Origin of the sequence: Chryseobacterium daecheongense (assembly GCF_003729955.1) — a bacterium.
GTDB lineage: Bacteria > Bacteroidota > Bacteroidia > Flavobacteriales > Weeksellaceae > Chryseobacterium > Chryseobacterium daecheongense.
Genome location: NZ_RJTX01000001.1, coordinates 1667883 through 1694106 on the forward strand (window position 1 = coordinate 1667883; position 26224 = coordinate 1694106).

Here is a 26224-nt window from a genome sequence, read left to right on the forward strand (position 1 = left end):
CATGATCAGCAGAGCCAAATTTTTCTGGGAAATTTTAAAAGATACCTTCACTGAATGGAATGATTCTTATGCATCAAGAGATTCGGCGAGCTTGGCTTATTATGCTATATTTTCTATTCCCGGTCTTTTAATCATCATTATATGGATTGCCGGATACTTTTTCGGTGAAGAGGCAATACGGGGAGAAATCAGCAATCAGATCAGTGGAATTATGGGAGCGGATGCAGCCAAAAGTATAGAAAATATGATCGCAGGAGCTTTGATTGATAAAGAGAATGTTTTTATGAAAATCGTGGGAATAGGCTCTCTTGTTTTCGGTTCCACTACTCTGTTTTTTCAGTTGCAGCATTCTCTAAATGCGCTTTGGGATGTAGAATCTGCCCCGAAAAAAGCATTCGTGAAATTTCTCCTGGATAGGGCCAATTCTCTGGGAATGATATTGATTCTTGGGTTTCTATTAATGATTACCATGATCTTATCTTCGTTCATCAGTTTATTCAATAACTGGATTACCAATTATTTCGGCTTTGAAACGTATATGTTTGTTGAGACCATCAATTTCATTATAGGCTTTGGTGTTGTCATGTTGTTATTTGCCCTGATGTTTAAAGTTCTTCCGGACGTTAAAATGAACTGGAAACCTGTATGGAGAGGAGCCTTCCTGACTACTTTATTATTTACATTGGGTAAATTTTTACTAAGTCTTTATTTCGGACAGTTCAAACCTACTTCTCCTTTTGGAGCAGCCGGAACTGTAATCCTGATCATGATGTGGATCAATTATTCCTGTATGCTGGTATTTTTTGGTGCAGAGTTTACTAAGATTTATACTTATAGAAAGGGATATAAGATCATTCCTTCTAAACATGCCAAATGGAGTAAGGCAAAATTGTACGCCGAAAGTCATAAAAATCCAACCCCACAATCATAAATGATTTGAATAAAAAAAGCCTCCTGAATTCAGGAGGTTCTATTTTTACATTCTGTTTACGGTTCCTATTCCCAGTAATTCCAGAGATTTTTTTATTGTTTTCCCGGTTAGATCCGACAGATTTAATCGGAATTGTTTCAGATTTTCGTCCTCAAGTTTCAGAATAGGATTACTCTGATAGAAAGAGTTATATGATTTAACCAGATCATACACATAGTTAGCGATCAAAGCCGGACTCAAAGATTCTGCAGCTTTCTCCACTACTAATCTGTAGTTTGTTAATAACGTGATCAATTCTTTTTCAAATTCATTTAAGGCTACATTTGAAACTTCTTTGTATTCGAAGTTTGCTTTTCCTTTCAAAGACTGAATACGGGCATAAGTATATAGAATGAAAGGTCCTGTATTTCCGTTAAACTCAATGCTTTCCGCAGGATTAAAGAGCATTTTCTTCTTAGGATCTACTTTCAGCATGAAATATTTTAATGCCGCCAAACCTATTATTTCATAAGACATTTCTTTTTCTTCTTCTGAAAGTCCTTCCAACTTACCTAGTTCCTGAGCTTTTGCTTTCGCTGTTTCATACATTTCCTGCATCAGATCATCTGCATCCACTACAGTCCCTTCACGGGATTTCATTTTTCCTTCAGGTAATTCCACCATACCATATGATAGATGGAACAATTGATCCGCCCAAGAATATCCCAGTTTTTTCAAAATTTTAAATAAAACCTGGAAGTGATAGTCCTGCTCGTTTCCTACAGTGTAGATCAGCTTTTGAATATCATTATCTTTAAAACGCTCTACAGCCGTTCCCAAATCCTGGGTCATATATACGGAAGTTCCGTCTGAACGCAATAAAAGTTTCTGATCAAGACCTTCATCCGTTAAATCGCACCAAACTGATCCATCTTCTTTTTGATATAGAACTCCTTTATCCAATCCTTCCTGAATAAGGTCTTTTCCTAATAAATAGGTATTGCTTTCATATTGAACCTGGTCAAAATCTACTCCCAGTCTTTTATAGGTTTCATTGAAGCCTTTATATACCCATGAATTCATTTCACTCCAAAGGTTTCTCACTTTTTCGTCTCCACTTTCCCAGTCTAAAAGCATTTTCTGAGCTTCCTTCATCACCGGAGCATCTTTTTTTGCTTGTTCTTCTGTAACTCCCTGCTGTACCAGTTCAGAAATTTCTTTTTTGTAGTTCTTATCAAATTCTACATAGTAGTTTCCGACAAACTTATCTCCTTTGGTATGGGTAGTTTCAGGAGTTTCTCCGTTTCCAAATTTTTCCCAAGCCAGCATTGATTTACAGATATGAATTCCCCGGTCATTAATAATTTGGGTCTTAATCACATCATATCCTGCTTCTTTCAAAATCTGGGCTACAGAAAATCCTAACAGGTTGTTTCTGATATGTCCTAAATGCAATGGTTTATTGGTATTCGGAGAAGAATATTCCACCATTACAGTTGAATTTTTCTTTTCAATTTTTGAAAAACTCTCATTTAATGATCTGAAGTTATCTACGAAAAACTGGTTATTAATTTTAATATTCAGGAAACCTTTTACCACATTGAAGCTTTCCACCAAATCGGTTTGAGCCGTCAAAGATTCACCTAATTCAATCCCAATGCTTTCAGGATTTTTTTTCAATTGTTTTACCAGTGGAAAAGTTACGATTGTGAAATCTCCCTCAAATTCGGTTTTATTCTCCTGTACTTCCAACTTAATATCTTTTAATTGGTATACATTTAAAATAATTAACGAAAGTTTTTCTTCTATAATATCTTTAATATTCATCTCAAAATTTTGAAATACAAATATACGGAAATAAAAAAACCGCCCGAAGGCGGTTTACATTTATAAGTGATAACAATATTAGTTAATATCCCAAAATACTTTTGTTGTAAGTTTATCTCCACCAATAGCTGTTGATGCAGCAGTCCAGTTAGAGCCATTTACAGTTTGTTCATTAATTGGATATGTTAATCTCGTAGGAACTTTTCCTTCTGCTGCAGGTACCGCATTTGGAGCAGTTAATACAGGATTATCTAACCTTCTGTAGAAGTTCCATGATTCAAATCCTCTGTTATACATAGCGATCCAAGCCTGTTGTCCAATTCTTTGCTTCCAGTTTGCAGCAGAATAAACTACACTAGGATTTGCTAAATAAGTAACAACTGCAGCACCAGTAACTCCCCATTGGGCCATTGATTCAGTAATTGCAGCATTATAAAAACTTGCCGCAGTACCTCCAACATTATAGCCTCTTGAAGCAGCTTCTGCTAAATAGAAGTTAACTTCTGCCGCATCAAATAAAATCCCTGGCTTATTTGGAGCTAGTAAACTTTCTCCAATATGAGATTTTGATCCGTAAGCATTTGTTAAGCCCACTGTTCCTCCAACAAAACCACCTCCTGAAACTTCAGTAAAGTAATGCTCTCTTCTCGGGTCATTTAAAGTATTCATTGCATTAACAATTCCTTCTTCAGCAACAAAATCATTTCTATTACTTGCAATAACTTCCGCATACATACGGTTAAAGTTTGGAGAAGTTGCATCATACTTAAATAATGAATTCGAAGAATTAGTAGTCATTACACCCGCTGCTGCTGCTGATTCAACCGTTTGTTTTGCCAATGTAGGGTCTACATCCGCAAGGTTGATTCCTATCTTAAGCTTTAAGCTATTTGCGAAAGTAATCCAATCTCCCACATTGCCATTATAAATATTATCCCCCGTTTCGAAACTAGGGTATGCTGAATCTAATGTTGATGTAACTGAGTTCAGTCTGGCAATTAAATCAGTATAAATAGTTTTAGCATCATCATATTTAGGTAAAACAATAGACTCAGGCTTTGCTGCTTCAGAATATGGTACATTCCCAAAGCTATCCACTAAAACTTGATAAGTATAAATTTCCATCAGATTAACAATGGCCAATTTATTGGCTTGTTGCTTATCCCATGCAGCCTGACTTAATGCAGTTGGTTTAGCTTCCTTAGCAATTACTTCTTTTGACTTTTTAAGATTACCTATTACATCCGTATATAATGCAAGCCACATATTATCCGGAACTTTTCTGGTTCCTGTAAAGTTGAAACGAGCATCATTTCTATAGATTGTTGTAGCTAAATAATGCTGAAAAAATCTGAAAACATTTAAGTTCACACTTGGAGTTTCCATTTGATCCATAAGTTCCTTTTGAGCATTTGTGAAAAGGAGCTCTGCCGGCACTTCATAAGGCTGACTTTGGTTATTGTTAAAATCTTCGTCTCCATTGACGCAACTCGTAAGCATTGCCAGAGAACCTATAGTTAGTATTGAAAATATCTTTTTCATTGTAATTCGATTTGATTAGAAGTCTAATTTAACATTAAATGAGTAAATACGGGTAGTTGGCATAACCCCAGACTGGAATCCTTGAACGTTTCCAGAAGATGTTCCCGCTTCAGGGTCTGCATCTGGAAGATTTTTATGGATAATCCATAAGTTTTGACCAAGCAAGCTGAAGGTCATCCCTTTAATAAATGTATTTCTCAGTAAATCAGACGGTAGACTATAAGAAATTTTAGCTTCACGTAATTTCACATAAGATGCATCATAAATGAATGCTTCCTGAGGTATACCTGCGTCTGTTCCGAATGCACCTCCTGCAAAAGAAGCATCAATTCTAATATCATTAGGAGTTCCGTCTTGTTTTACACCAGGTAAAATAACACCTCCTCCATTATCCAGTGTATTTCTGATAGGATTTCCTAAATCATTCAGCCCTGCGCTATATGCATAAATACCTGTAAGACCTCCATAAGATTGGTCAAGAGAGTATACACTACCTCCTTTTCTTACATCTATTAAGAAACCTAATGAGAAGTTTTTATATCTAAAGGTGTTATAGACACCTCCTATCCAATCAGGTTGAATGTTGCCTAAAACTTTATCAGTAGCTACTAGATAATGACCATCTTCATCAACAACTTTATTCCCGTTTGCATCATAAACAAATCCAGTTCCTCTGAATGTTCCATAAGCTTCACCTACAGTAGCATTAAGAGTTGTTTCCTGGAAGCTTGCCAATTGTAAATTATCTCTACCTTGTCTCAGAGCCTTAACTACGTTCTTATTTTTAGCCCAGTTTACATTAATATCCCATTGGAAATCTTTACTCTTTAGTGGAACCAGTCCTAGAGCAACTTCGATACCTTTATTTTCAGTTTCTCCTGCATTAATCAAAGAAAAGCTATAAGTTGATGAAGGTGATTGTGGTACACTGAATAATAGATCCTGAGTATTTGTCTTATATAGTGACACATCTAAAGACACTCTTCTTTTAAACATTGAAGTTTCCAAACCAACTTCCCAGCTTTTTTGTCTTTCTGGTTTTAAGTTTTCGAAATCCACATAGGTATTATTGATATCAACCATAGGCATTCCGTTTACAGTCCCTCTATTAGTCATAGACCCTGGTTTACCAAAAGGCATATCATTACCTACTTCTGCATAGCTTAATCTAACTTTACCAAAATTTAGCCAACTAGCTTTAACCAATTCGGAAAAAACAAAACTCGACCCTAAAGAGTAGTAAGTATAGTTTCTATTTGATTTTGGCAATGCAGTTGATGTATCGTTACGAATAGTACCTTCTAAGAATAAAAACTTATCATAATCAAAAGATCCTTGTGCATAAAGACCTGCTTTTTGCCCCCTGATATTCGTTTCAATAGGTGGATAATACGATCTGGAATTAGCAATCGAATACAATCCAGGAATAATCAATCCTCCAGTAGTTGAATTCTCAATCCCTCTTGAGTGTTGATCCATAAATTGTCCTCCAGCCACAAACAATGCATTCATCTTATCAGATATATTCCAGGTATATCGACCGATTAAGTCATATGTTTGTCTCATAATCGTATCATCAAATACCCAGTATCCGGAAGTTTCATCAGCTTGTGATAACCCGAACTCTTCAGCGTGGCTACCCACAGCTTTTCTAATTTCCTGCTTACTGTTAGTATAATCTATTGTACCTCTAGCTAAAATATTGAACTTACTGGTAACATCGTAAGATAATTCTGCACCAGCAATGATTCTTGTTTTATCATCTGAAGAATAATTTTCATATCTGTCCCAGTATGGGTTATTCCAGAAGGCAGCAGATAAATCTCCATCAAGTGGAGCATTCATATTCCAAGTATAGTTTTGTTTGGTTCTGAAGTATGTATCTCTTAATTGACGAATATCTACGTTAAGAGGCCACCATTGTCTAAAACCAGTAAGGATATTATCTCCATATCCAACAGAGTTTCTACCAATAGTTGTCTGATCATTAAATGTTAAAAAAGTACGAGCAGTGAACTTATCAGAAAATTTTCTGCTGTAGTTACCACTGAACATATTTTTATTTAATCTACTGTTTGGCAGAATACCTGTTTCGTAATTATTAGTAAAAGTTAAGTTATAGGTATTTAATTCATCCCCTCCATTTAAGTTAAAACTGTTAACAAATGAAAGCGATTTTTGGAAGAATTTACTAGGGTCATTTTTAGCAGCTACCCAAGGAGTTGGTTTACCATAATTAGGATCTCCAGGTACAAATGAATCCCATTGATAAACTAATAGATTTGGGTCATACCTTGGACCATATGAAGCATCATCTCCTGTTGGGGCCAAAATATCAATAATTCCATCTCCATTTACATCTTCATGAAAGAAACTATCTTCTCCACTATATCCACCACCATAGAGCTTTTGGTATTTAGGGAAGGTTTTTTTATCCATTTCCCCAACTGAAACAGTTGAGCTTATACTAAGACCTAATGACTTATTCCTTTTCCCTTTTTTTGTTGTAATGATTACAGCCCCATTAGCCGCCATACTTCCATATAAAGCCGTAGCTGCTGCACCTTTAAGTACATTTATTGATTCAATGTTATTTGGGTCAATATCGGCTGTGGCATTACCAAAGTCAAATCCATCACGTCCTCTTGAAGCATCACTAGAGTTTAGATTACCACTGATGATTGGTACACCATCTAATACTATCAATGCCTGGTTATCTCCTGTAATACTCTTTGTACCTCTCAATACAATATTACTGGAACCACCAAAGTTTCCGTTATTCTTGATTTCCATACCTGCAACTTTACCAGACAAGTTATTGATAAAGTTATTGGTAGGAACTGCGTTAACTTTTTCTGCATCTAACGTTTGTGATGAGTAACCTAGCGATTTTTTCTCTCTTTTAATACCGAGTGCAGTAACGACTACACCTTCAATGTCCTGTGTTTTTACGGAATCATTCTTCGTTTGTTGGGCATTGGCCACAACTAAAGACGAAGATAGTACTAACGTAAGCACACCTGCTGTTAGTTTCTTCATATCAAATTAATTTTTGCTTGTACAAATTTGTAAAACTTTCTTAAAAACACAAAACAAAAACCTAAAAAATTATTATTTTTTCCATAATTGTTGAATTATTGTTAATTTTGCATGAGGGAAATTGTTAAAATTTATGGATTTGCTAAAGAAATGGACGGATAATTACATCGAAGCGGGGTGTGATGAGGTAGGAAGAGGCTGTTTAAGTGGCCCTGTTGTTGCTGCAGCTGTTATTTTAGATGATAATTTTAAGCAAAGTTTAGTTAACGATTCTAAAAAGTTAAATTTCCGGACCCGCATGCAACTGGATGATTATATTAAAGATAATGTTAAAAGCTATGCTATCGCAGAACTTCCGGCAGAGTTCATAGATCAACATAACATATTGAATGCCAGCATACATGCAATGCATCGAGCATTAGATCAGTTGACGATAAGACCTGAACTCATTTTGGTGGACGGAAATAAATTTCATCCTTATAATTATATTCCTCATCAGTGTATTATAAAAGGTGATTCCAAAATCTTATCTATAGCAGCCGCATCCATTTTAGCAAAAAACTACAGGGACAGATTGATGATTAAGCTGCATGATGAATTTCCTCAATATGGGTGGAATACCAATTTTGGATATGCCACTAAGCTACATCAGGAAGCGCTTTCCAAGCATGGTCCTACCAAATATCACAGAAGATCTTTCAGGCTTGAATATGACTAGAAAATCTTCAGAACGTAAATTATGATTTCACAGAGTTTACAAATGAAATTTAAAATCTATCTAAATAAAAAAGGGAAGCAATAATTTGCTTCCCTTTCTGTTATGATATGTTATTTCTTTTTATTTCTTTGCTGTTCCGCCATCTTTTGCTGCTCCTGAGCTTTCTCCATCATTTCTCTCATTCTCTTTTGGAACTTTCCTTCCGCTTTCGGTTTTTCCTTATTAGCCTGAATTTGCGCATGAATCTTTTTCTCATCCAAAATCCAGTACTTAATAACAAGGATAATCAAAATATTAATCGCATTCGATACAAAATAATACCAAGACAAACCAGAAGCAGATGTATTCAGGAAGAATAGGAATGTAATCGGGAAGATATACATTAATACTTTCATATTCGGCATCCCTTCTTGTTGAGGCTGCTGAATGTTTCCTGAGGTCATGATCGTATATATAAGGATCACGATTGTACAAGCCAAGGCAAATACACTTAAATGATCTCCTAAGAAAGGAATTTTAAATGGTAATTTAATTAAATCATCATAAGCAGTTAAGTCCTTTGCAAACCAGAAACCTTGTCCTCTCAAATCTATAAAGTTCGGGAAGAAACGGAATAGTGCATAGAAAATCGGGATCTGCACCAATGCCGGTAAACAACCCGCCATCTGATTTACCCCGGCTTTTCTGTAGACTTCCATGGTTGCCTGTTGTTTCTTCATTGGATCCGCATCTTTCAATTTAGCATTCACCTCATCGATTTCAGGACGAATCACCCTCATCATAGCACTCAATTTATGCTGTTTATACATAATGGGTGACAAGATAAGCTTCACAATGATCGTCAATATGAAAATAGCCCAACCTGCTGTTACTCCCCAAGAAGAAATAAAGTTATACATCGGCATGAAGAACCAACGGTTCATAGATCCAATGAATGACCAACCTAAAGGTAAGATTTCATCAAAGTTTTTATCATACGATTTCAATAAAGGTAAATCCAGCGGCATAAAATACCATGTGAAATCCTGGTTTAATTCATTTCCGGCCATCTGCACAAAACCTTCATAGTTGAATTTCTTCAGATATTCTCCTTCTTCTACATTTTCCTGGTTTCCTTTGCTTTGTGTAAAACCGGTCTTAGCTTCAATAATTGAAGAGAAGAACTGCTGCTTCACCCCGATCCAGTTTAAAGTTTCATCCGGCTCATCCATCGTAGTTCTTGCATCATAATCATAATCCTTATAATTATTGAATGCATAAGAGAATTCTGAGTGAGACTGTTCCTGAGCTCTACCTTTTTCTAAGTTTCTTACATTATAGTTCCAGATAAAATCTGCTTTTGTATCGGAAGTCACTTTAGCAAGTCCTTGTGTTCTTACTTTAAAATCTAAGGTATATTTTGGAAGTAAAGTATAAATAAACTGGATAACAGCACCTCCATAATTAGCGGTCATGGTCACAGAGTTCCCATTAACAGTCGGAGAGAATACCAAGTCTTTGGTATTGATTACTTTTCCAGTTTTGTCCTTAAACTGAAAACCATAGTTGGAATTATTTTTATTAATCAGATAAAGAGGCAGATCTGCTTTATCACTTTTCTGATCATAAGCTTTATATTGTGAAAGCTCTACTTTAGAAACCTGTCCTCCTAAGCTGGAAAATTCCAGTTTCAATTCATTGTTGGCCAGATTGGAGACCTGAATTGCATTGGGAGTTACATTTGGATTGATATTACTTGCCTGAGTTTGTTTTACGGCACTTTTTACCTGTTCTGTTTTTTGCTGCTGAGCTTTTAGCTCTTCTTCTTTCTGCTGCTTGTTCTGAAAATAAAACATGAAGCCGAAAAGCACCAAACATAAAACCGCAAAACTAATCATTTGACTTTTATCGAGTCCGTTGTTCTGTTGCATGTTGATTTTATTAAAATTTAATTTTTATCAGTACATATAATGATGTACTTTTTGAGTCGACAAAAATACTGTTTTTTTATCAAAACTCTATCGTTTACCCTATTACAAAATAATAAACTCAAGCTGATAATAATCAACCTGAGTTTATAATAAGACGTTTATCGTATATAATTACTTTATTTCGCTGCACAAGCTTTAATAAAAGCTCTGAATAAAGGATGCGGTGTAGCTACCGTACTCTTGTATTCCGGGTGATACTGTACACCAACGTAGAAAGGATGATCCGGCATTTCTAATGCTTCTACCAAACCTGTTTCCGGGTTTGTACCTGTAGCAAGGAATCCGTTTTTCTCAAACTCTTGTAAGTACTCACTATTAAATTCATAACGGTGACGGTGTCTTTCCAAAATATTTTTGCTTCCGTAAATATCTGATAACTTAGAGCCATTCTTCAAAGCACATTTCCAAGCTCCAAGACGCATAGTTCCTCCTTTGTCCACAATATTTTTCTGTTCCTCCATCAATGAAATCACAGGATCCGGAGTAGCCGTATCAAACTCCATAGAGTTCGCTTTAGAATATCCCAGAACATTTCTTGCAAACTCAATTGTCATGATCTGCATTCCTAAACAGATTCCCAACATAGGAATCTTATTTTCTCTTGCATACTTTGCAGTAAGGACTTTTCCTTCAATTCCTCTGTCTCCGAACCCCGGAGCAATCAGAATTCCGTTTACGCCTTTTAAGGTTTCTTTGATGTTTTCTTCTGTGATGTCTCCACTGTATACCCATCTTACTTTCACTCCTGTTTCAAGGTCTGCTCCCGCATGCTTGAAAGCTTCGGCAATAGATATATAAGAATCCTGAAGAGAAACATATTTACCTACTAATGCAATTTCTATCGTCTTTTTAGGGTTCTGGAACTTTTTAAGGAATGTCTTCCAGTCCTTTAAATCAGCATCTTTATCACTTTTCAGATCCAGTTCTTTTAAAACAACATCATCAAAGTTCTGTTTTTGAAGATACATTGGAACTTCATAGATCGTATCCAAATCTTTACATTCAATCACATTATCCAAAGGAACGTTACAGAATTGAGCTAGTTTTGCTCTCTGGTCTTTTGGAATTTTATGTTCTGTTCTGCAAACTAAAACATCCGCCATAATTCCGCTTTCCATCAACTGACGAACGGAATGCTGTGACGGTTTTGTCTTTAATTCTCCACTTGAAGCCAAATAAGGTAATAAAGTAAGGTGAATCACCATAGAATTCTTCTCGCCCAGTTCCCACTTCAACTGACGAACAGTTTCAATATAAGGAAGGGATTCAATATCTCCTACAGTTCCTCCGATTTCCGTAATAATGATATCGTAGTTCTGCTTGGAAAGAATTTTAATTCTACGCTTGATTTCGTTGGTGATATGAGGAATTACCTGAACTGTTTTTCCTAAGAAATCTCCTTTTCTTTCTTTTTCAATAACAGTCTGGTAGATTTTTCCTGTGGTAACGTTGTTGTTTTGGGAAGTGGGAGCGTCTAAGTATCGCTCATAATGACCTAAATCCAGATCCGTCTCCGCACCATCTTCGGTTACATAGCATTCTCCGTGTTCATAAGGATTCAGTGTTCCTGGGTCGATATTGATATAAGGATCTAGTTTTTGGATCGTTACATTAAAACCGCGTGATTTTAGTAGTAGTCCCAGAGAAGCAGAAACGATTCCTTTTCCCAAAGATGAAGTTACACCTCCTGTCACAAAGATGTATTTTGTATTCTTTTTACTCATTAGATTAGGTTTGTGCAAAGTTAGGGGAAAAAGAGATACAAGTCAAACCGGATTTTAATATTTCATATATTTGTTCAAAACTTATTATAAACAACACATAATTACTCCATGAATTTCTTCAAAAAAATCTTTTCTTCAAGAAAAAATACACAGCAAAATGAGAATCCGGCTAATATTTCCGGAGTTTATTCAACGGAATATTTTGACAAAAGATATACAGAACAAGATGTATATGAAATGGTTTTCGATGACAGTATAAAAATGATTGAAAGCTTTTATATAGATACCAATAACGAGCAGGAACATGAGTTGATTAACCATCCTGTCAATCTGGATCAGGTTGTTCATGAAGCTCCCGGCTATCATGCATATTGTCAGAACTTTGAAATGGAAGACTCCATGATTATTCTTACTCTTTCCGTCTTGTTTTCGGAATATCTTATTAAGAATTTCGGTTTCAAATTATATAAAGATTCAGAACCTGAATTTCCTTTAAGAGGACTTACTTTAAAATATAATAACAATGGGGGTGTACTTTCTCTATATCCTTTTGAATACAGCTTAAAAGTATTGAATAATGAAGCTACCTTCCAGAGCTTGGTCGAAAGAATTGAATCACAAATTCCTATGCTCCCTTCCTCAGAAGATGTGTTGAATAATCTGAAAGAGCTAAGACAAAATTTAAACGAGTCTTAAGAGATCTTTAAATCAATTCAAAAAGAAAGAAATTAAAAAATTTTCAAGAACTTCGCCGTATGGCAAAACTTAAAACAGCATATTTCTGTCAGAACTGCGGCACCCAGTATTCCCAATGGATGGGACAGTGCAAAAACTGCGGGCAATGGAACACTTTAGTAGAGGAAATCATAGAAAAACCTTCTCATAAAAGTCTTCCTTCTTCAAAATCGAAACAACATGTTATCAACATTATCGAAGTTGAAACAAGTGAAGAGCCAAGAATTAAAACCCCTTCCGAAGAGCTCAACCGCGTGTTGGGTGGAGGTATCGTTTTAGGCTCCGTAACTTTAATTGGTGGAGAACCGGGAATTGGAAAATCCACCCTTCTTCTTCAGCTTGCTTTGAAAATGAAGAAAAAGATCTTTTATGTTTCAGGGGAAGAAAGTGCATCTCAGATCAAAATGAGGGCAGACCGATTAACGGAGATTCAAAATCCTAATTGTTTTCTCTTCACGGAGACTTCATTGGAGAAAATCCTTCACGAAGCCAAAAAGCTGGAACCGGATTTCATCATTATAGATTCTATACAGACTTTGCAATCACAGCTTATTGAAAGTTCTCCGGGAACTGTTTCCCAGATCAGAGAATGTTCCAATGAGATCATTAAATATGCTAAAGAAAATAACACCCCTGTTTTTCTTGTAGGTCATATTACTAAAGACGGACAAATTGCCGGGCCAAAAGTTCTGGAACACATGGTAGATGTCGTTCTGAATTTTGACGGAGACAGAAATCATCTTTTCAGATTGTTAAGAGCCAATAAAAACCGCTTCGGTTCTACTGCTGAAATCGGGATTTATGAAATGGTTGCACAAGGACTGAGAGAAATCAAAAATCCTTCTGAAATTCTGATCACTAAAAAATTTGAAGAGCTTTCCGGAAATTCTGTTGCGGTAACTTTGGAAGGAAACCGTCCTATGTTACTAGAGATACAGGCTTTGGTGAGTACTGCCGTTTATGGAACTCCACAAAGAAGTTCTACAGGTTTTGATGCAAAAAGACTGAATATGCTTCTGGCCGTTCTGGAAAAAAGAGCGGGATTCCAACTGGGAGCCAAAGATGTTTTCCTGAATATTACCGGGGGTATAAAAACAGATGATCCCGCTTTGGATTTAGCCGTAGTAGCTTCTATTCTTTCCTCCAATGAAGATATTGCGATTTCGGAACATTTTTGTTTTGCCGGTGAAATCGGTTTAAGCGGTGAAATTCGTCCGATTGCACAGGCTGAACAAAGGATTTCCGAAGCTGAAAAACTAGGATATGAGAAAATTTTCATTTCCAATCTTAATAAAATTTCTAAGAAGAAGTTCGGGATCAAAATTGAAGAAGTAAGTAAAATTGAAGAATTCCATGAAAGGCTTTTTTAATTATTTGATAAAAACATTATCTGTTTTCTGTATCACTGCATTTTCTTTCTGCACCGGGCAGACTCAGGAAAATATGAAGCCTGTGGGTATTTTAGCAGGTGATGAAAAGAAAATGTACGAAATACTCAAGGAGTGCATTGCAGAAAAGGCAATTAATAAAAGTGCCCTTCATTATTTTTCCGAATGCGTCATTCACGATACTTCCGATAAAATGACGATAGGAGCTTATTATTATGATGAAAATTATTATCATGAAAATTACTACAGTCCTTCTTCTGCAACCTATTATGCATCAATTACTTTCAAAAAAACACAACCTGAACCGGATCTTCCAAGGGGAAGAGGTTCTGTAAAAACACCTTCTTACGGAAAACCTCAAGAAGCAACAGCTCCGCCTCAATTTTACCTGGTTGTGAAAGATGCTAATGATAAGAGACTTTACAGCTCCAGCTATGTATTGCAGAAGAAAAGTAATCAGCCTTTTTTTACCGGGAATTATTATTCGGAGTCCAATTTTAGTAAAAATGTCTACAATGGGAATAAAGTTGATAAGGATCTTTATCCACAGAATTTCGACCATGCTGTTTTTGTTAATACATTTTTCATCATTGCCTCCCAAAAGGGAAAGTATGGAATTCAAAGCAGTAAAAAGGAAACGATGATTCCTTTCGAATATGAAAGCTTACAAGTTTTTGACAATAATTTTCTTGCCCAGAAAGATTCAAAATTCTTTTTAATCAATTCAAAAAACGAAAAGATTAGCCAGGAAATGGAAAAATTCCCTTCCTTATTTGAATATTCTACTACAGTAAATAATATCCCTCAGACAAAAAACATTTTCCTTGTAAAAATAAATGGCAAACAAACTTTCTTAGACAGAAACTTCAACGTATTAAAACCTCTGGTTTACGATAAAATTGAATATTTCAATACGAAACAACTGATGCTTCTTGCAACCATAGATAAAAAACAGGTCTTGGTAGATTATTATTCTTTTAAAGAACTGACTCCCCGATATGATAAAATCACCAATCTTGACAATGAAAGACTTCTGATTGAAAGCAATGGTAAAAAAGGATTGGCCGATTTCACCGGAAAAATTATCCTTGAATGCCTTTACGATAATATTGAGATTCCTCTGGGTTCGGATTATTACACCAAGCCTATCAAATTATTGATTGAGAAGGATAAAAAACTAGCACTTTATGCGAATGGCCAATTCCTGACGAAATTCGAATATGATAAGATTTCTTTCCGAACGAATTTCCTGATTGTGAAAAAAGACAATAGATATGGGACATTGGATATGAACGGTAACGTTCTTATTGCCTGCAAATATGATTCTACCCAAAGTAATAACACCGGAACCCGTCTTGAATTCATCAAAAATGGCAAGGCTTTCGAAATCAATGAGAATGGTGAAATTCTAAAAAATTAAGAATCATTTTTCCATTATTAACAACTTATCATACAAACTCTTATATTTGTGCACAACCATTAAAACTAAACAATCATGAAAGCATACTTTACTGTTTTGCTTATTTTTTGCACAAGTTTATTCTTTGCACAACACAAAGTTTTTCAGAATACAGTTAATGAAAACAGCTTATCTACTGATCAAAAAATAAGTAAAGAACTTTCCGCCTCTTATTCCCTGACGAACTATTATGTACAGCCTGCTTTCAATTTGCAGTCTGATCTTCAGATAGCTCTTCCTAGCAATAAGCAAATCATAGCAAAATATAATCGTACTTATACATACAGCAACGGTGCCGAATCGTATGTTTATGATATAGAAAATGCACCGAATGCAGAACTGGTACTATCAAAATACGGCAATATTGTAACCGGAATGTATGCTTCCGGTACTGAAAAAGTGATGTTTCATCAGACCAGCGGAGATGTTTTCGCATTATCTGTGGTAAGTAATGAAAAAATGATTAGTCAGGATTCTAAGAATGATTATATTTTAGATACTTCTATTCTAAATACTTCTGCCGGTAACTCAAATAAAGTAAACGCTGATATTTGCTCAGCATCCACACCTGTCTGCAGCACAACGAGAATTGATGTATTAGTGGTATATACTACTGCCGCAAGAACAGTTTGGGGTGGAGTTTCACAAAGTAACGGTTTTATAGCCACTGCTATTACCAATTTCAATACCTCCCTTGTTAATTCCGGAGTTTCCAATACCACAATTAACCTCGTATATTCCGGGGAAATTTCTTATGTTGAATCAGGAAACATCAGTACTGATCTTACAAGATTCAGAACCAATGGAGACTCTTTCCTTGATGATGTCCATACATTGAGAACTACTTACGGAGCGGATGTTTGTAGTTTAGTGACTTCTACTCCTACGAATACTTGTGGTCTAGGATATGTAAATACCAATCCTACCAATTATACCAATACAGCCGGCTTTTCGGTTTGCATTTACAACTGTGCGGTATCCAATTATTCTTTAGCACATGAAATGGGACATAATATGGGATTAAAACATGACTGGTATGTTGATACCACTTCTACCCCTTGCAGCCACCATCACGGATATACCAATCAAACAGCTATAACATTAGGAACTTCCAGTACTCCTTCTCAAAGATGGAGAACGATTATGGCCTACAATGATGAATGTTCAGATTCCGGATTCAATTGTACCAGAATCAACCGTTGGGCAAATCCGAACGTCAATTACAATACGGAACCTACTGGAAGAGCCATTGGGAACACCAATCCATCGGACGAAGCTTTTGGTTTCTTACGTTTTGCCTGTGTGGTTTCTAATTTTATGCCGGAAGCCAACCTAGCAACAGCGGAAATCAGCACTAAGTCCAAAGAATTTACCTTGTATCCAAATCCTGCAAAAGAAATCATTCACGTTTTAATCGATGATAACAGGAAGTATTCATTTAAGGTGATCAATTCTCTTGGGCAGGTTGTATTGAAGACCTCTGACAAAAGCATCCATTTAAAAGGTCTTGCTTCCGGTGAATATTTCCTTAGCGTTTATGATGAAAAGAATACGCTGATTGGAAATAAGAAATTTATTGTCCAATAATCTTCAAAAAATATTTATTTTAAATCCTCCGAATCGTTAAAATATTCGGAGGATTTAATTTTATGTGCTATATTGGTATATGAATTATCTGGCTCACTCATTCCTGACTTTTTCCGACGGGCAGATCGTCGGACAGTTTTTAGAAGACTTTATTCCGAATAAGGACCGTTTTTCTTTTCCCAAAGATATTCAGGACGGAATTACCCTTCATAGAGCTATTGACACTTTTACAGATTCCCATCCTGCTATCCACGAAGCCAAAAAAGTTTTTAGTCCGCTTGTAAGACTATATTCGGGAGCATTTGTAGATGTTGCTATGGATTATTTCGTTGCTAACGATTTTAGCCTGAATTCACTTAATGGTTGGAAAGAGCATTCCTTAAAAGTATACAGAGTTCTCCATCAGTATGAAATATGGCTTCCGGAAAACCTCAAGAGGATGCTGGTAAAAATGGAACAGGATGACTGGTTATACAATTACCGTGAAAACCAGGGCATACAATTTAGCATGCGGAATGTGCTTCATAAAGCCAAATATCTTGAAACAGACATTCCTGTATTCGAGGCATTTCTTCAAAACAAAAATATTCTCCAGCAATGTTATAATGAATTTTTCCCTGATTTGACAGCCCATGTAAAGGGAATAAATACCTTGTTACAATTAGAAAACTGAATTCAGGATTGAAAATAAAAAAAACACTCACTGTGGTAAGTGTTTTTTACTATTTGTGTTATTAGAATTCTGCGCCTGTTACCAGACAATTTGAGGGTTCAAGGTTATTTTTTAACAGTTGTTTCAGATATCGTTCTAATCCCTACCTAATCATAAACAGTCATAATTTTTAACAGAAAATTAGAAAAATATCATTTATAATAAGTTTAATTTAAAAATTACATTAAAGTAAACAATAAATCATAAACGTTATATTATTTTTTATGATAATTTAACTTATTTAAACAAATTTAAAAAAAATACTTTAAAAACAAGCATATTAACAAATATTAATTTACAATTTTGTCGATCCCCTCAAAACACCAAATTAAAAAACTGATAATCAACCTTTTAAAATTGATATTTTTGATGAAATAATTCACATAATGGTGCAACACAATATTCGCTATTATGCAACCTTAAATGGAAAATTACGATAAAAAAGTTTAGAATTGTTTGTATAAATAACGATCAGGATACGTTAGTTTTTCACTTTTTCTTTCACCATTTACAATGATATGAACAATATTGATCTGGTCATCAAAGAGGTTATATAAAAAGCTTACTGCCGTTTCCACTTTTTTAGGATGATCAACGGCTTCAGATTCCAAGAATATATTGACAGATTCATTATCTTCTTCATATCCCAGATAATCCACTTTTAAAAACTTATTATTGGTTTTCACTTTGAGATATTCCGTGCAATAGCTTTTTAGGGCTTCGTTGAGAAGACTTTTATATTTAGCATCATTGAAATGAAAAGATTTTCCATATTTTTTGCTCAACGCATTCTCCAGATCATCCAGAAAAAAACGTCCGGTAATTTCAAATGTTTTTGATTTGGAATTATAGCTGATTTCTACAGAACCCACATGATAAGGATGAACATCTTTCGCAAAAACCTGCAAAGAAAAAAACAGAATTCCTATGATCAGATATATTTTTTTACCCATTACCTATTGAAATTTGTTCCGAAATTAATCATTATTTTCGTAAGCCTTAATATTATTATTCTATGATGCAGGATTTTTTATTCTATCTGGATCTCGGCTGGGAACATATTATTTCGCTGGATGCGCTGGATCATCAGCTTTTTGTATTGGCGTTGATTGCGGTATATTCTTATCAGGATTGGAAAAAAATTTTAATTCTTGTCACTGCTTTTACCATTGGCCATTCCATCACTTTAGCATTAAGCATTTTAGATATCTTCAGAGTTCCATCAGATTGGGTTGAGTTTTTAATTCCTTTAACGATTGTTTTGACTTCACTGGACAATATCATCATGAAAAATAAGAAACAAACTTTGATGAGAGCCAATTATTATCTCGCTCTGATCTTCGGGCTCATCCACGGAATGGGATTTGCGAATACGGCAAGAGTGATGATCGCAAAAAGTCAAAGCATTGCCGTTCCGCTTCTGGGGTTCAATATTGGGTTGGAATTAGGGCAAATTGTAATTGTTTTAGCCATTCTTGTCCTTCTCTTCATTTTGTTGAATCTATTTAAAGTAAATAAAAAAGACTGGATCCTGTTTGTTTCTTCAGGTGTGTTTGCTTTATCACTGAAAATGACTTTAGAAAGAATTCCTTTCTAGCATTGAAACATTTTCAATTTTTCAACTACTTATTATTATATTTGAAAATTCTTAACAAATTTTGGTCATGAAATTAAAAGTAACCTTACTTTCAACATTTGCTTATATAGGTTTAACGGCCCAAAATATTCAAAACAATCCGGGAAGCAATCACGGAAATAAATTTGAACAGCTGGGAACCATTCTTCCCACTCCCAATATTTACAGGGCAGCTTCAGGAGCTCCGGGACACGGATATTGGCAAAACAGAGCAGATTATGAAATTTCAGCATATCTTGATGAAGACAAAAGAAATCTGAAAGGTTCTGAAACCGTTACTTATTACAATAATTCTCCGGATGATTTAGATTACATCTGGTTACAGCTGGATGAAAATCAGCAATCTAATGTTAAAAATGCAGATTTCGATAATTCCTCCACCCTTCCTAAAGCGGCCAATGATCAACAATTAAGAACTACAGATCTCCCTGCTAAAGATAACGGCTATGGTGTGAATCTGGAGAAGGTAACCGATGCAGCAGGAAATCCTTTACGATATGTAGTCAATAAAACCATGATGCGTATCGATCTTCCGAAAATTTTAAAGAAGGGAGAAAAATTTGTTTTTAAAGTAGACTGGAATTACAATATACCTAACAGAATAGCAAAAGGTGGACGTGGCGGTTACGAAAACTTCGCTGAAGACGGAAATGACCTTTACACTATGACCCAATGGTATCCGAGAATGTGCGTGTACAGCGATTTCCACGGATGGCAAAACCATCAGTTTACCGGCAGGGGTGAATTCGCTTTGGTATTCGGAAATTTTAAAGTTTCTATGAATGTTCCTGCGGATCATGTGGTAGGCGGAACCGGTGAATGCAAAAATTATGAGCAGGTTTTATCTTCAGATCAGTTAACAAGATATAGAAAAGCTCAAAGTGCAAGTGAGCCTGTAGAAATTGTAACACTGGACGAAGCTAAGAAAGCTGAAAAGAATCATTCAAAACAAAGAAAAACATGGACGTTCGAAGCAAACAATGTAAGGGATTTTGCATGGACGTCTTCAAGAAAATTTGTTTGGGACGGGATGAATGTTACCATTCCTGAAAACAACAACAAAGTAATGGCGATGAGCTTCTATCCGAAAGAATCTTATGGATTGTATAGAAAGTACTCTACAAAAGCCGTTGCTCACACCATTAAAACCTATTCTGAATTCACGATTCCATATCCATATCCTGTTGCTCAATCTGTAGAAGCAGCCAACGGGATGGAATATCCAATGATCTGTTTCAATTACGGAAGAACGGAAAAAGACGGAACCTATTCCGAAGCCATCAAAAATGGAATGCTGGGAGTGATTATCCATGAAGTAGGACACAATTTCTTCCCGATGATCATCAACTCGGATGAAAGACAATGGAGCTGGATGGATGAAGGATTAAACACTTTCGTGGAATATCTTACCGAAGAAAAATGGGACAACAAATTTCCTTCAAAACGTGGTCCGGCTTGGACGATTGTAGACTATATGAAGCTTCCGAAGGATCAGCTGGAGCCTATTATGACCAATTCCGAGAATATTACTCATTTCGGCCCTAATGCCTATTCAAAACCGGCAACCGGATTGAATATCCTTCGTGAAACCATTATGGGAAGAGAACTTTTCGATAAAGCTTTTAAAACCTATTCTAAAAGATGGGCTTTCAAACATCCTGAACCTGCAGATTTCTTCAGAACGATGGAAGATGCAAGCGGTGAAGACCTTGACTGGTTCTGGAGAGGATGGTTCTACGGAACAGACCCTGTAGATATTGCGATTGAAAAAGTGACAGTAGCTACTCCTGATCTGGATGCCGTTCCAAAAGCCAATGAGGTTAAGTATAAAGTAGACAAGCCTATTCAAAATGATTTCGAAGATATTTCAAAAATCAGAAACAGAGAAGATAAAAACATCACTTTCTATGTAGAAAAAGATAAGAATGCTCAGGATTTCTACTACCGCTACGACAGAGGACAGGAAAAAGTAGATACCAATAAAGAATACTCTTTCAAAGTGGATAATATGACCAGTCTTGATACAAAAGATAAAGACAAATTCAAAAACATCACAGCTTATCAAATCGATTTTGCAAACAAAGGCGGATTGGTAATGCCGATTATTCTTGAATTTACTTTTGAAGACGGTACAAAATTGTACGATAAATCTTCCGCTCAGATCTGGAGACATGATGAGGAGAAAGTTTCAAAAACTTATTATTTCAATAAGAAGCTAAAATCCATTCAACTTGATCCGATGAGAGAAACTGCAGACATTGATACTTCCAACAATTTCTGGAGCAATGACGGAACCAATTCCGAAGCTTCGAAATTCCAGGTTTTCAAACAAAAGCAGCAGGAAGGCGTAAGAGGCGGAGCCAACGGAAAAGTAAATCCGATGCAGGCTGCAGGAAAGAAAAATTAAGATTCAAAAAAAATCATATTAATAAGGTTTACCAGATTGGTAGACCTTTTTTTATCAAAATGCTGTTCAACAGTTCTAAACTGCTTTTCGTCATCATTATCCTCTTTTTTTATCTCAAATGATATAAACAACAATAAAAAACTTTACATTTGAAAGATACACCAAAAGTCAAAAATCCTGATTGACGTTAAAGGTTCAGGAATATAAAAACAAAATATTACTTATGAAAAATGCCAAATTATTAAGCAGAGAAGCCCAAAAATCTATTAACGGAGGAGCTTCAAGAATTATCTGTTGTGAATACAACGATAACGGAAAATGCATTCTATGGATTGGTCCGGGACAGAATTGCCCTTAAGGATCCATAACAATTACAAGAAAACAAAGGCCGGAAAATTTCCGGCTTTTATATTTTTAACTTGGATAATTATACACTGTTTTATTATATCTTTTAAATAATATTTTTTTCAATGTAAGTTGAACAATATTTGCGATAGGATCATATCGTCAAACACATTTCAATATAACCTCTTACTAAATTTACGATTTGCAGTAAATAAAAAGTTAGCTTAACTTAAATGTTCTTTTACAAAACTTTTATAAGTTCTTCCCAACGGAAGTTTATCTCCTCCTTTTAGATAAACATTATTAGAGTCGTAAGAATTGATATGTGAAGACAATACAATATATGATTTATGAATCCTGATAAAACCGAAGTTTTGAAATTTCTCTTCAAAATTGGACATTCTATCAAGGATCATATACTTTTTAAAAGGAGTTATCAATACAATGTATTCTCCGAATCCCTGTATCCAAAGAATATCTTTCAGGAAAACCTTATTCATGATATAATTGGATTTGAATACGATAAAATCTTCCTGCTCATTCTTATTATGCATAGAATTCTTAAACTGTAAGAGATCTTTTGCTTTGTGAATAGCTTTTTTGAAAGTATCAAAGTCTACCGGTTTAACGAGATAATGAACAACATCCAGCTCAAATGCTCTTACCGCATATTGGGTTTCCAATGTCAAAAAGATACAAAGCGGATTATAGGGAAGCTGCTGAAGAAGCTCTACTCCATTCATTCCTGGCATATTAATATCTAAAATTACCAGATCTACCCTATTTTTTGCCAGGTAATCTAAAGCTGTTCCGGGATCTTGAAATGACTCTAACAGATCAATACCCTCGATCTGATCACAATATTGTCTGACAAGCTGCAATGCAGGATATTCATCATCCACATTGACTATGGTCAAATTAGCCATTCCAATTAATTTTTAAAACAGTTTTATAACGATTGCTGTCCACAGGTTCTGAAATAAATTCGTAGCGACCAAGATAGTACTTTTCCAATATATGAATGATAGCTTCATTCCCTAAACCTTGATATCCAACTTCAACGGGAATTTGATGGTTTTCTTTAATAGAATTGATGGTTTCAAATATCAGTTTCTGGCCTTCGATTGTACAGGATAACTGTATAAAGCTTCCTTGTTCTAATCCTATTGCAGAATGCTTCAAAGCATTTTCAAACAAAGTGAGAAAAACAGAGGGCGGGATTTCCATTTCCTCTAATACAGGCTCATCCTGAATAACAAAAGAAATATCAAGCTGATTATTATATTTCAATTGATACAAACCTGCAAGAGATTTAATGGATAACAGTTCCTGTGCAACACTGATTTTTTCTTTTCCACTGTCATAAATGATGTATTGTAAAAGCTTACTGAGCTGTAAAATAGAATCAGAAGTTTTCACAGAAGGAATAAAGCTGTTCGCATAAATATTATTGAGTGTATTCAGCAGAAAATGAGGATTTAATTTGGATTTCAACAGGTCAAGATAAAGCTGTTCTTTTTGCTCTCCAAGATCAATGACATCCTGCTCTATCAGGAATTTATCTTTTGTAATACCCAGAAACGACGCCACTAGAATAACGATTCCCTGAGCAATATAAATATTATATAAAAATCCTACGTGATAGCCTTCTTTACTGAAATCCATTGTAAAAACTGCCGGTTCCCAAAGAATCCTGAAAAGGCTGGAAACCAAAAAACAAATTAATGCACACAGAATGAACTGCGGATATTTATTAGATAAATAGAAATGAGGAACAAGATAATAGTAAACCAGATAATAAATTCCAATATTGAAAACAACATTCAAAATTACACTCCATATAAGCTCCGGAGTATCCAGAAAGTAATTTTCGGTGAAAAATGTTATCAAAGTGAAAACAAAAAAGAAAAAAACATGCTGAAATCTCAATAAAAGCATCCAACGTGACTCCATGAGGGTTTTCAGAATTTTACCACTAAATAAAATCCTGATAATCAGCAGTATAATAACAAAATTTACAATTAAAAACATTCTGGAAATGCCGTTTCAGAAGCCATCAAATATAATATCTTTTTAACTGAAAAATACAGTTCGTTGATAAAAAATGTCATTGATTGAAAAAATCCGAAGCCGCTTCTTCTAATAAATATATTTGAGGCATAACAATGTTAATCAGATATTATATGAATTTTAAAATAAAATTAACGCTCTTTTTTTCCCTTATTCTGATTGGTTTCTCAAAAGGGCAAAGCAAGGATAATTATAATATGTGGTTTCAGTATCTGATCTCCGCTAAAGTATCCGATAAAAATACATTCACTGCTCTTGCTCAATACCGTTCATTTGATCTTGCTTATGATACGAGACTTTTCCTTGTGAATGCTTATTTAGACCATGAAGTTGCTTCGGGTATCAAACCTGCGGCAGGAGCTATGTTTCTTATCCTCGAGTCTTATAATACCGATGACTCAAAAAGAATACGCTACGAGATAAGACCTTTTCAACAGGTAACACAGGAAAATAATATCGGGAGAACTTCCATATCCAACCGTCTTCGCGTAGAAGAACGTTTTATCAACAATCCAAATGAATTTGTGGTCAGAGTCCGCTATCTCATTTCCGTTCGGATTCCTTTCAATAAAAAAGGAGAACCGGAAAAACTGTATGGAATCCTAAAGAATGAAATCAGAATGAATCTGGTAAAGGATGAACCTTTTGACAGCAACCGTATCACCGCCGGAATCGGTATCAAAACCGGAAAAAACTCTGCATTGGAAATAGCCTTCATCAACCAACTGGAAACAGGAAGAACGAGTAACTACGGATATATTGGTTTCCGAAACAGTTTTGACTGGAGAAAAAAAGAAAAACACCAACATCATTAATACAGATATAACTATGCTTACAATTCTTGGTTTTTTAATGATCGTCATTTTCATGGTCCTCATCATGAATAAAAAAATGACTCCGCTTACCGCCTTAATTCTTGTTCCGGTTCTTATTGCCGTAATCGCAGGTTTCGGTCCTGATCTGGGCGGAATGATGAAAGACGGAGTAAAGGAAATTGCTTTGACCGGAGTAATGCTGATCTTCGCCATTTTATACTTCAGTTTAATGATCGATACCGGTCTTTTTGAGCCGCTCGTGAATGTCATCCTGAAAGCTGTGGGAGATAATCCCGTAAAAACAACGATCGGAACTGCTATTTTAACAACTTTGGTTTCTCTAGACGGAGACGGATCTTCAACCTATATTATTGTTGTTGCAGCCATGTTACCTCTTTACAAAAAACAGGGAATGAATCCATTGGTTCTTACATGCATTGTTATGTTAGCCGGTGGAATCATGAATATTTTACCTTGGGGAGGGCCTACTGCACGAGTAATGAGTTCCTTGAAATTAGGACACACAGAAATTTTTGTTCCTATGATCCCCGTGATGTTGATAGGACTCGTATGGGTATTTTTTGTAGCCTATATTTTAGGGGTAAAAGAAAAGAAAAAAATTGCAAAACATGGTAAATACACTAATTACAGTAAACTTGATATTGTGGGGGATAAAGATGCTGCTCTTCTTCGTCCTAAATTTTTATTGATCAACCTTATCCTCACCATTATCCTGCTTACCGTGATGATTCTTGACATTATTCCTTTAGGAATTGCTTTTATGATTGCTTTCTGTATTGCTTCGATTATTAATTATCCAAAACTAAAAGACCAGCAAAAGATCATTTCAAAACATGCAGGAAATGCATTATCTGTTGCAGGAATGATTTTCGGAGCGGGAATTTTCACCGGTATTCTTAATGGAACCGGTATTATGCATGCCATGGGAAACAGTATTATAGAAATTATCCCGAAAAGCTGGGGTGGTTCTTTAAATATTATTACAGCTATTTTCAGTGTCCCATTAACCTTTTTCCTTACCAATGACGCTTATTATTTTGGAATACTACCTATCATTACAGCTACAGGAGATCAATTGGGAATTTCACCTGACATTTTGGGAAGAGCCAGTCTCGTTGGACAAGCTTCTCATTTATTGAGTCCTTTAGTTCCTTCCACTTATTTATTAGTATCACTTGCCGGAGTTGAATTTTCAGATCATCTGAAGTTCACATTAAAATGGGCAATTGGTTCCTCTATAGTAATGCTTTTGGGAGCCTTAGCGCTTAGCATCATATAATTTTGTGTTTCACTATTAAAATATAAGTTTACTTTTGCCT

At 35.4% G+C, this 26224-nt stretch carries 20 protein-coding genes; 12 read left to right on the top strand and 8 right to left on the bottom strand.

Annotated features, from left to right (window positions below):
- Window position 1: 1 nt before the first annotated feature.
- Window positions 2-931, top strand: coding sequence for a YihY/virulence factor BrkB family protein (locus EGI05_RS07795; protein ID WP_123262454.1), 930 nt, complete (start codon window positions 2-4; stop codon window positions 929-931).
- A 45-nt stretch (window positions 932-976) separates the two neighbouring features.
- Here EGI05_RS07795 and argS read toward each other — a convergent pair whose 3' ends face one another.
- The 3 genes from argS to EGI05_RS07810 form a co-directional block, all read right to left on the bottom strand.
- Window positions 977-2737 (bottom strand): arginine--tRNA ligase, encoded by a 1761-nt coding sequence (gene argS, locus EGI05_RS07800; RefSeq protein WP_123262455.1) that lies wholly within the window; start codon window positions 2735-2737, stop codon window positions 977-979.
- 78 nt (window positions 2738-2815) lie between these two features.
- Window positions 2816-4279 carry a SusD/RagB family nutrient-binding outer membrane lipoprotein gene (locus EGI05_RS07805; RefSeq protein WP_123262456.1) on the bottom strand — a complete coding sequence of 488 codons (1464 nt, stop codon included), beginning with the start codon at window positions 4277-4279 and terminating at the stop codon, window positions 2816-2818.
- Window positions 4280-4294: 15 nt separating this feature from the next.
- Window positions 4295-7318 (bottom strand): SusC/RagA family TonB-linked outer membrane protein, encoded by a 3024-nt coding sequence (locus tag EGI05_RS07810; protein WP_123262457.1) that lies wholly within the window; start codon window positions 7316-7318, stop codon window positions 4295-4297.
- A 133-nt stretch (window positions 7319-7451) separates the two neighbouring features.
- On the opposite strand from EGI05_RS07810, the gene EGI05_RS07815 reads away from it, so the two are divergent.
- On the top strand, window positions 7452-8036 hold the full coding sequence (locus EGI05_RS07815) for a ribonuclease HII (protein ID WP_123262458.1): 585 nt from the start codon (window positions 7452-7454) through the stop codon (window positions 8034-8036).
- Between the two features lie 110 nt (window positions 8037-8146).
- Here the strand turns inward: EGI05_RS07815 and yidC are convergent, their stop codons facing one another.
- Window positions 8147-9946 carry a membrane protein insertase YidC gene (gene yidC / locus EGI05_RS07820; RefSeq protein ID WP_123262459.1) on the bottom strand — a complete coding sequence of 600 codons (1800 nt, stop codon included), beginning with the start codon at window positions 9944-9946 and terminating at the stop codon, window positions 8147-8149.
- Between the two features lie 176 nt (window positions 9947-10122).
- Complete coding sequence (locus tag EGI05_RS07825) at window positions 10123-11730, bottom strand: CTP synthase (protein ID WP_123262460.1); 1608 nt, start codon at window positions 11728-11730, stop codon at window positions 10123-10125.
- A gap of 108 nt (window positions 11731-11838) precedes the next feature.
- Here EGI05_RS07825 and EGI05_RS07830 point away from each other — a divergent pair, with 108 nt between their 5' ends.
- From EGI05_RS07830 to EGI05_RS07850, 5 genes are all read left to right on the top strand, one after another.
- Complete coding sequence (locus EGI05_RS07830) at window positions 11839-12426, top strand: hypothetical protein (RefSeq protein ID WP_123262461.1); 588 nt, start codon at window positions 11839-11841, stop codon at window positions 12424-12426.
- Between the two features lie 59 nt (window positions 12427-12485).
- Window positions 12486-13835 (top strand): DNA repair protein RadA, encoded by a 1350-nt coding sequence (radA, locus tag EGI05_RS07835; RefSeq protein WP_123262462.1) that lies wholly within the window; start codon window positions 12486-12488, stop codon window positions 13833-13835.
- A complete protein-coding gene (locus EGI05_RS07840; protein WP_123262463.1) occupies window positions 13819-15273 on the top strand; it encodes a WG repeat-containing protein in 1455 nt (484 codons plus the stop codon). The genes radA and EGI05_RS07840 overlap by 17 nt, the downstream gene beginning before the upstream one ends.
- A gap of 75 nt (window positions 15274-15348) precedes the next feature.
- Window positions 15349-16899: a M12 family metallo-peptidase gene (locus EGI05_RS07845; protein ID WP_123262464.1), complete on the top strand. Its 1551-nt coding sequence runs from the start codon at window positions 15349-15351 to the stop codon at window positions 16897-16899.
- Between the two features lie 79 nt (window positions 16900-16978).
- A complete protein-coding gene (locus tag EGI05_RS07850) occupies window positions 16979-17572 on the top strand; it encodes an acyl carrier protein phosphodiesterase (RefSeq protein WP_123262465.1) in 594 nt (197 codons plus the stop codon).
- Between the two features lie 485 nt (window positions 17573-18057).
- Here EGI05_RS07850 and EGI05_RS07855 read toward each other — a convergent pair whose 3' ends face one another.
- Window positions 18058-18564 carry a DUF6702 family protein gene (locus tag EGI05_RS07855; protein WP_123262466.1) on the bottom strand — a complete coding sequence of 169 codons (507 nt, stop codon included), beginning with the start codon at window positions 18562-18564 and terminating at the stop codon, window positions 18058-18060.
- A 65-nt stretch (window positions 18565-18629) separates the two neighbouring features.
- Between EGI05_RS07855 and EGI05_RS07860 the strand changes: the two genes are divergently transcribed.
- From EGI05_RS07860 to EGI05_RS18155, 3 genes are all read left to right on the top strand, one after another.
- Entirely contained in the window at window positions 18630-19208 is a 579-nt protein-coding gene (locus tag EGI05_RS07860) for a HupE/UreJ family protein (protein ID WP_123262610.1), read from the top strand.
- Window positions 19209-19275: 67 nt separating this feature from the next.
- The gene (locus EGI05_RS07865) at window positions 19276-21654 is read left to right on the top strand and encodes a M1 family aminopeptidase (RefSeq protein WP_123262467.1); all 2379 of its coding nucleotides are present in this window, start codon (window positions 19276-19278) and stop codon (window positions 21652-21654) included.
- 223 nt (window positions 21655-21877) lie between these two features.
- Entirely contained in the window at window positions 21878-22012 is a 135-nt protein-coding gene (locus EGI05_RS18155) for a hypothetical protein (protein WP_262694123.1), read from the top strand.
- Window positions 22013-22223: 211 nt separating this feature from the next.
- On the opposite strand, the gene EGI05_RS07870 is transcribed toward EGI05_RS18155, so the two are convergent.
- Complete coding sequence (locus EGI05_RS07870; RefSeq protein ID WP_123262468.1) at window positions 22224-22925, bottom strand: LytR/AlgR family response regulator transcription factor; 702 nt, start codon at window positions 22923-22925, stop codon at window positions 22224-22226.
- Window positions 22918-23952 (bottom strand): sensor histidine kinase, encoded by a 1035-nt coding sequence (locus EGI05_RS07875; RefSeq protein WP_123262611.1) that lies wholly within the window; start codon window positions 23950-23952, stop codon window positions 22918-22920. Before EGI05_RS07875 ends, EGI05_RS07870 begins: the two co-directional genes overlap by 8 nt.
- Window positions 23953-24182: 230 nt before the next feature.
- Between EGI05_RS07875 and EGI05_RS07880 the strand changes: the two genes are divergently transcribed.
- Both EGI05_RS07880 and EGI05_RS07885 read left to right on the top strand, forming a co-directional pair.
- Complete coding sequence (locus tag EGI05_RS07880) at window positions 24183-24884, top strand: DUF2490 domain-containing protein (RefSeq protein WP_123262612.1); 702 nt, start codon at window positions 24183-24185, stop codon at window positions 24882-24884.
- Between the two features lie 13 nt (window positions 24885-24897).
- Window positions 24898-26184, top strand: coding sequence for a CitMHS family transporter (locus EGI05_RS07885; RefSeq protein ID WP_123262613.1), 1287 nt, complete (start codon window positions 24898-24900; stop codon window positions 26182-26184).
- Window positions 26185-26224: the final 40 nt, after the last annotated feature.

Bases quoted from the DNA above. Each gene is read 5' to 3' on its own strand.
- EGI05_RS07795 (WP_123262454.1), top strand. From the start codon at position 2: ATGATCAGCAGAGCCAAATTTTTCTGGGAAATTTTAAAAGATACCTTC.
- argS (WP_123262455.1), bottom strand. From the start codon at position 2,737: ATGAATATTAAAGATATTATAGAAGAAAAACTTTCGTTAATTATTTTA.
- EGI05_RS07805 (WP_123262456.1), bottom strand. From the start codon at position 4,279: ATGAAAAAGATATTTTCAATACTAACTATAGGTTCTCTGGCAATGCTT.
- EGI05_RS07810 (WP_123262457.1), bottom strand. From the start codon at position 7,318: ATGAAGAAACTAACAGCAGGTGTGCTTACGTTAGTACTATCTTCGTCT.
- EGI05_RS07815 (WP_123262458.1), top strand. From the start codon at position 7,452: ATGGATTTGCTAAAGAAATGGACGGATAATTACATCGAAGCGGGGTGT.
- yidC (WP_123262459.1), bottom strand. From the start codon at position 9,946: ATGCAACAGAACAACGGACTCGATAAAAGTCAAATGATTAGTTTTGCG.
- EGI05_RS07825 (WP_123262460.1), bottom strand. From the start codon at position 11,730: ATGAGTAAAAAGAATACAAAATACATCTTTGTGACAGGAGGTGTAACT.
- EGI05_RS07830 (WP_123262461.1), top strand. From the start codon at position 11,839: ATGAATTTCTTCAAAAAAATCTTTTCTTCAAGAAAAAATACACAGCAA.
- radA (WP_123262462.1), top strand. From the start codon at position 12,486: ATGGCAAAACTTAAAACAGCATATTTCTGTCAGAACTGCGGCACCCAG.
- EGI05_RS07840 (WP_123262463.1), top strand. From the start codon at position 13,819: ATGAAAGGCTTTTTTAATTATTTGATAAAAACATTATCTGTTTTCTGT.
- EGI05_RS07845 (WP_123262464.1), top strand. From the start codon at position 15,349: ATGAAAGCATACTTTACTGTTTTGCTTATTTTTTGCACAAGTTTATTC.
- EGI05_RS07850 (WP_123262465.1), top strand. From the start codon at position 16,979: ATGAATTATCTGGCTCACTCATTCCTGACTTTTTCCGACGGGCAGATC.
- EGI05_RS07855 (WP_123262466.1), bottom strand. From the start codon at position 18,564: ATGGGTAAAAAAATATATCTGATCATAGGAATTCTGTTTTTTTCTTTG.
- EGI05_RS07860 (WP_123262610.1), top strand. From the start codon at position 18,630: ATGCAGGATTTTTTATTCTATCTGGATCTCGGCTGGGAACATATTATT.
- EGI05_RS07865 (WP_123262467.1), top strand. From the start codon at position 19,276: ATGAAATTAAAAGTAACCTTACTTTCAACATTTGCTTATATAGGTTTA.
- EGI05_RS18155 (WP_262694123.1), top strand. From the start codon at position 21,878: ATGAAAAATGCCAAATTATTAAGCAGAGAAGCCCAAAAATCTATTAAC.
- EGI05_RS07870 (WP_123262468.1), bottom strand. From the start codon at position 22,925: ATGGCTAATTTGACCATAGTCAATGTGGATGATGAATATCCTGCATTG.
- EGI05_RS07875 (WP_123262611.1), bottom strand. From the start codon at position 23,952: ATGGAGTCACGTTGGATGCTTTTATTGAGATTTCAGCATGTTTTTTTC.
- EGI05_RS07880 (WP_123262612.1), top strand. From the start codon at position 24,183: ATGAATTTTAAAATAAAATTAACGCTCTTTTTTTCCCTTATTCTGATT.
- EGI05_RS07885 (WP_123262613.1), top strand. From the start codon at position 24,898: ATGCTTACAATTCTTGGTTTTTTAATGATCGTCATTTTCATGGTCCTC.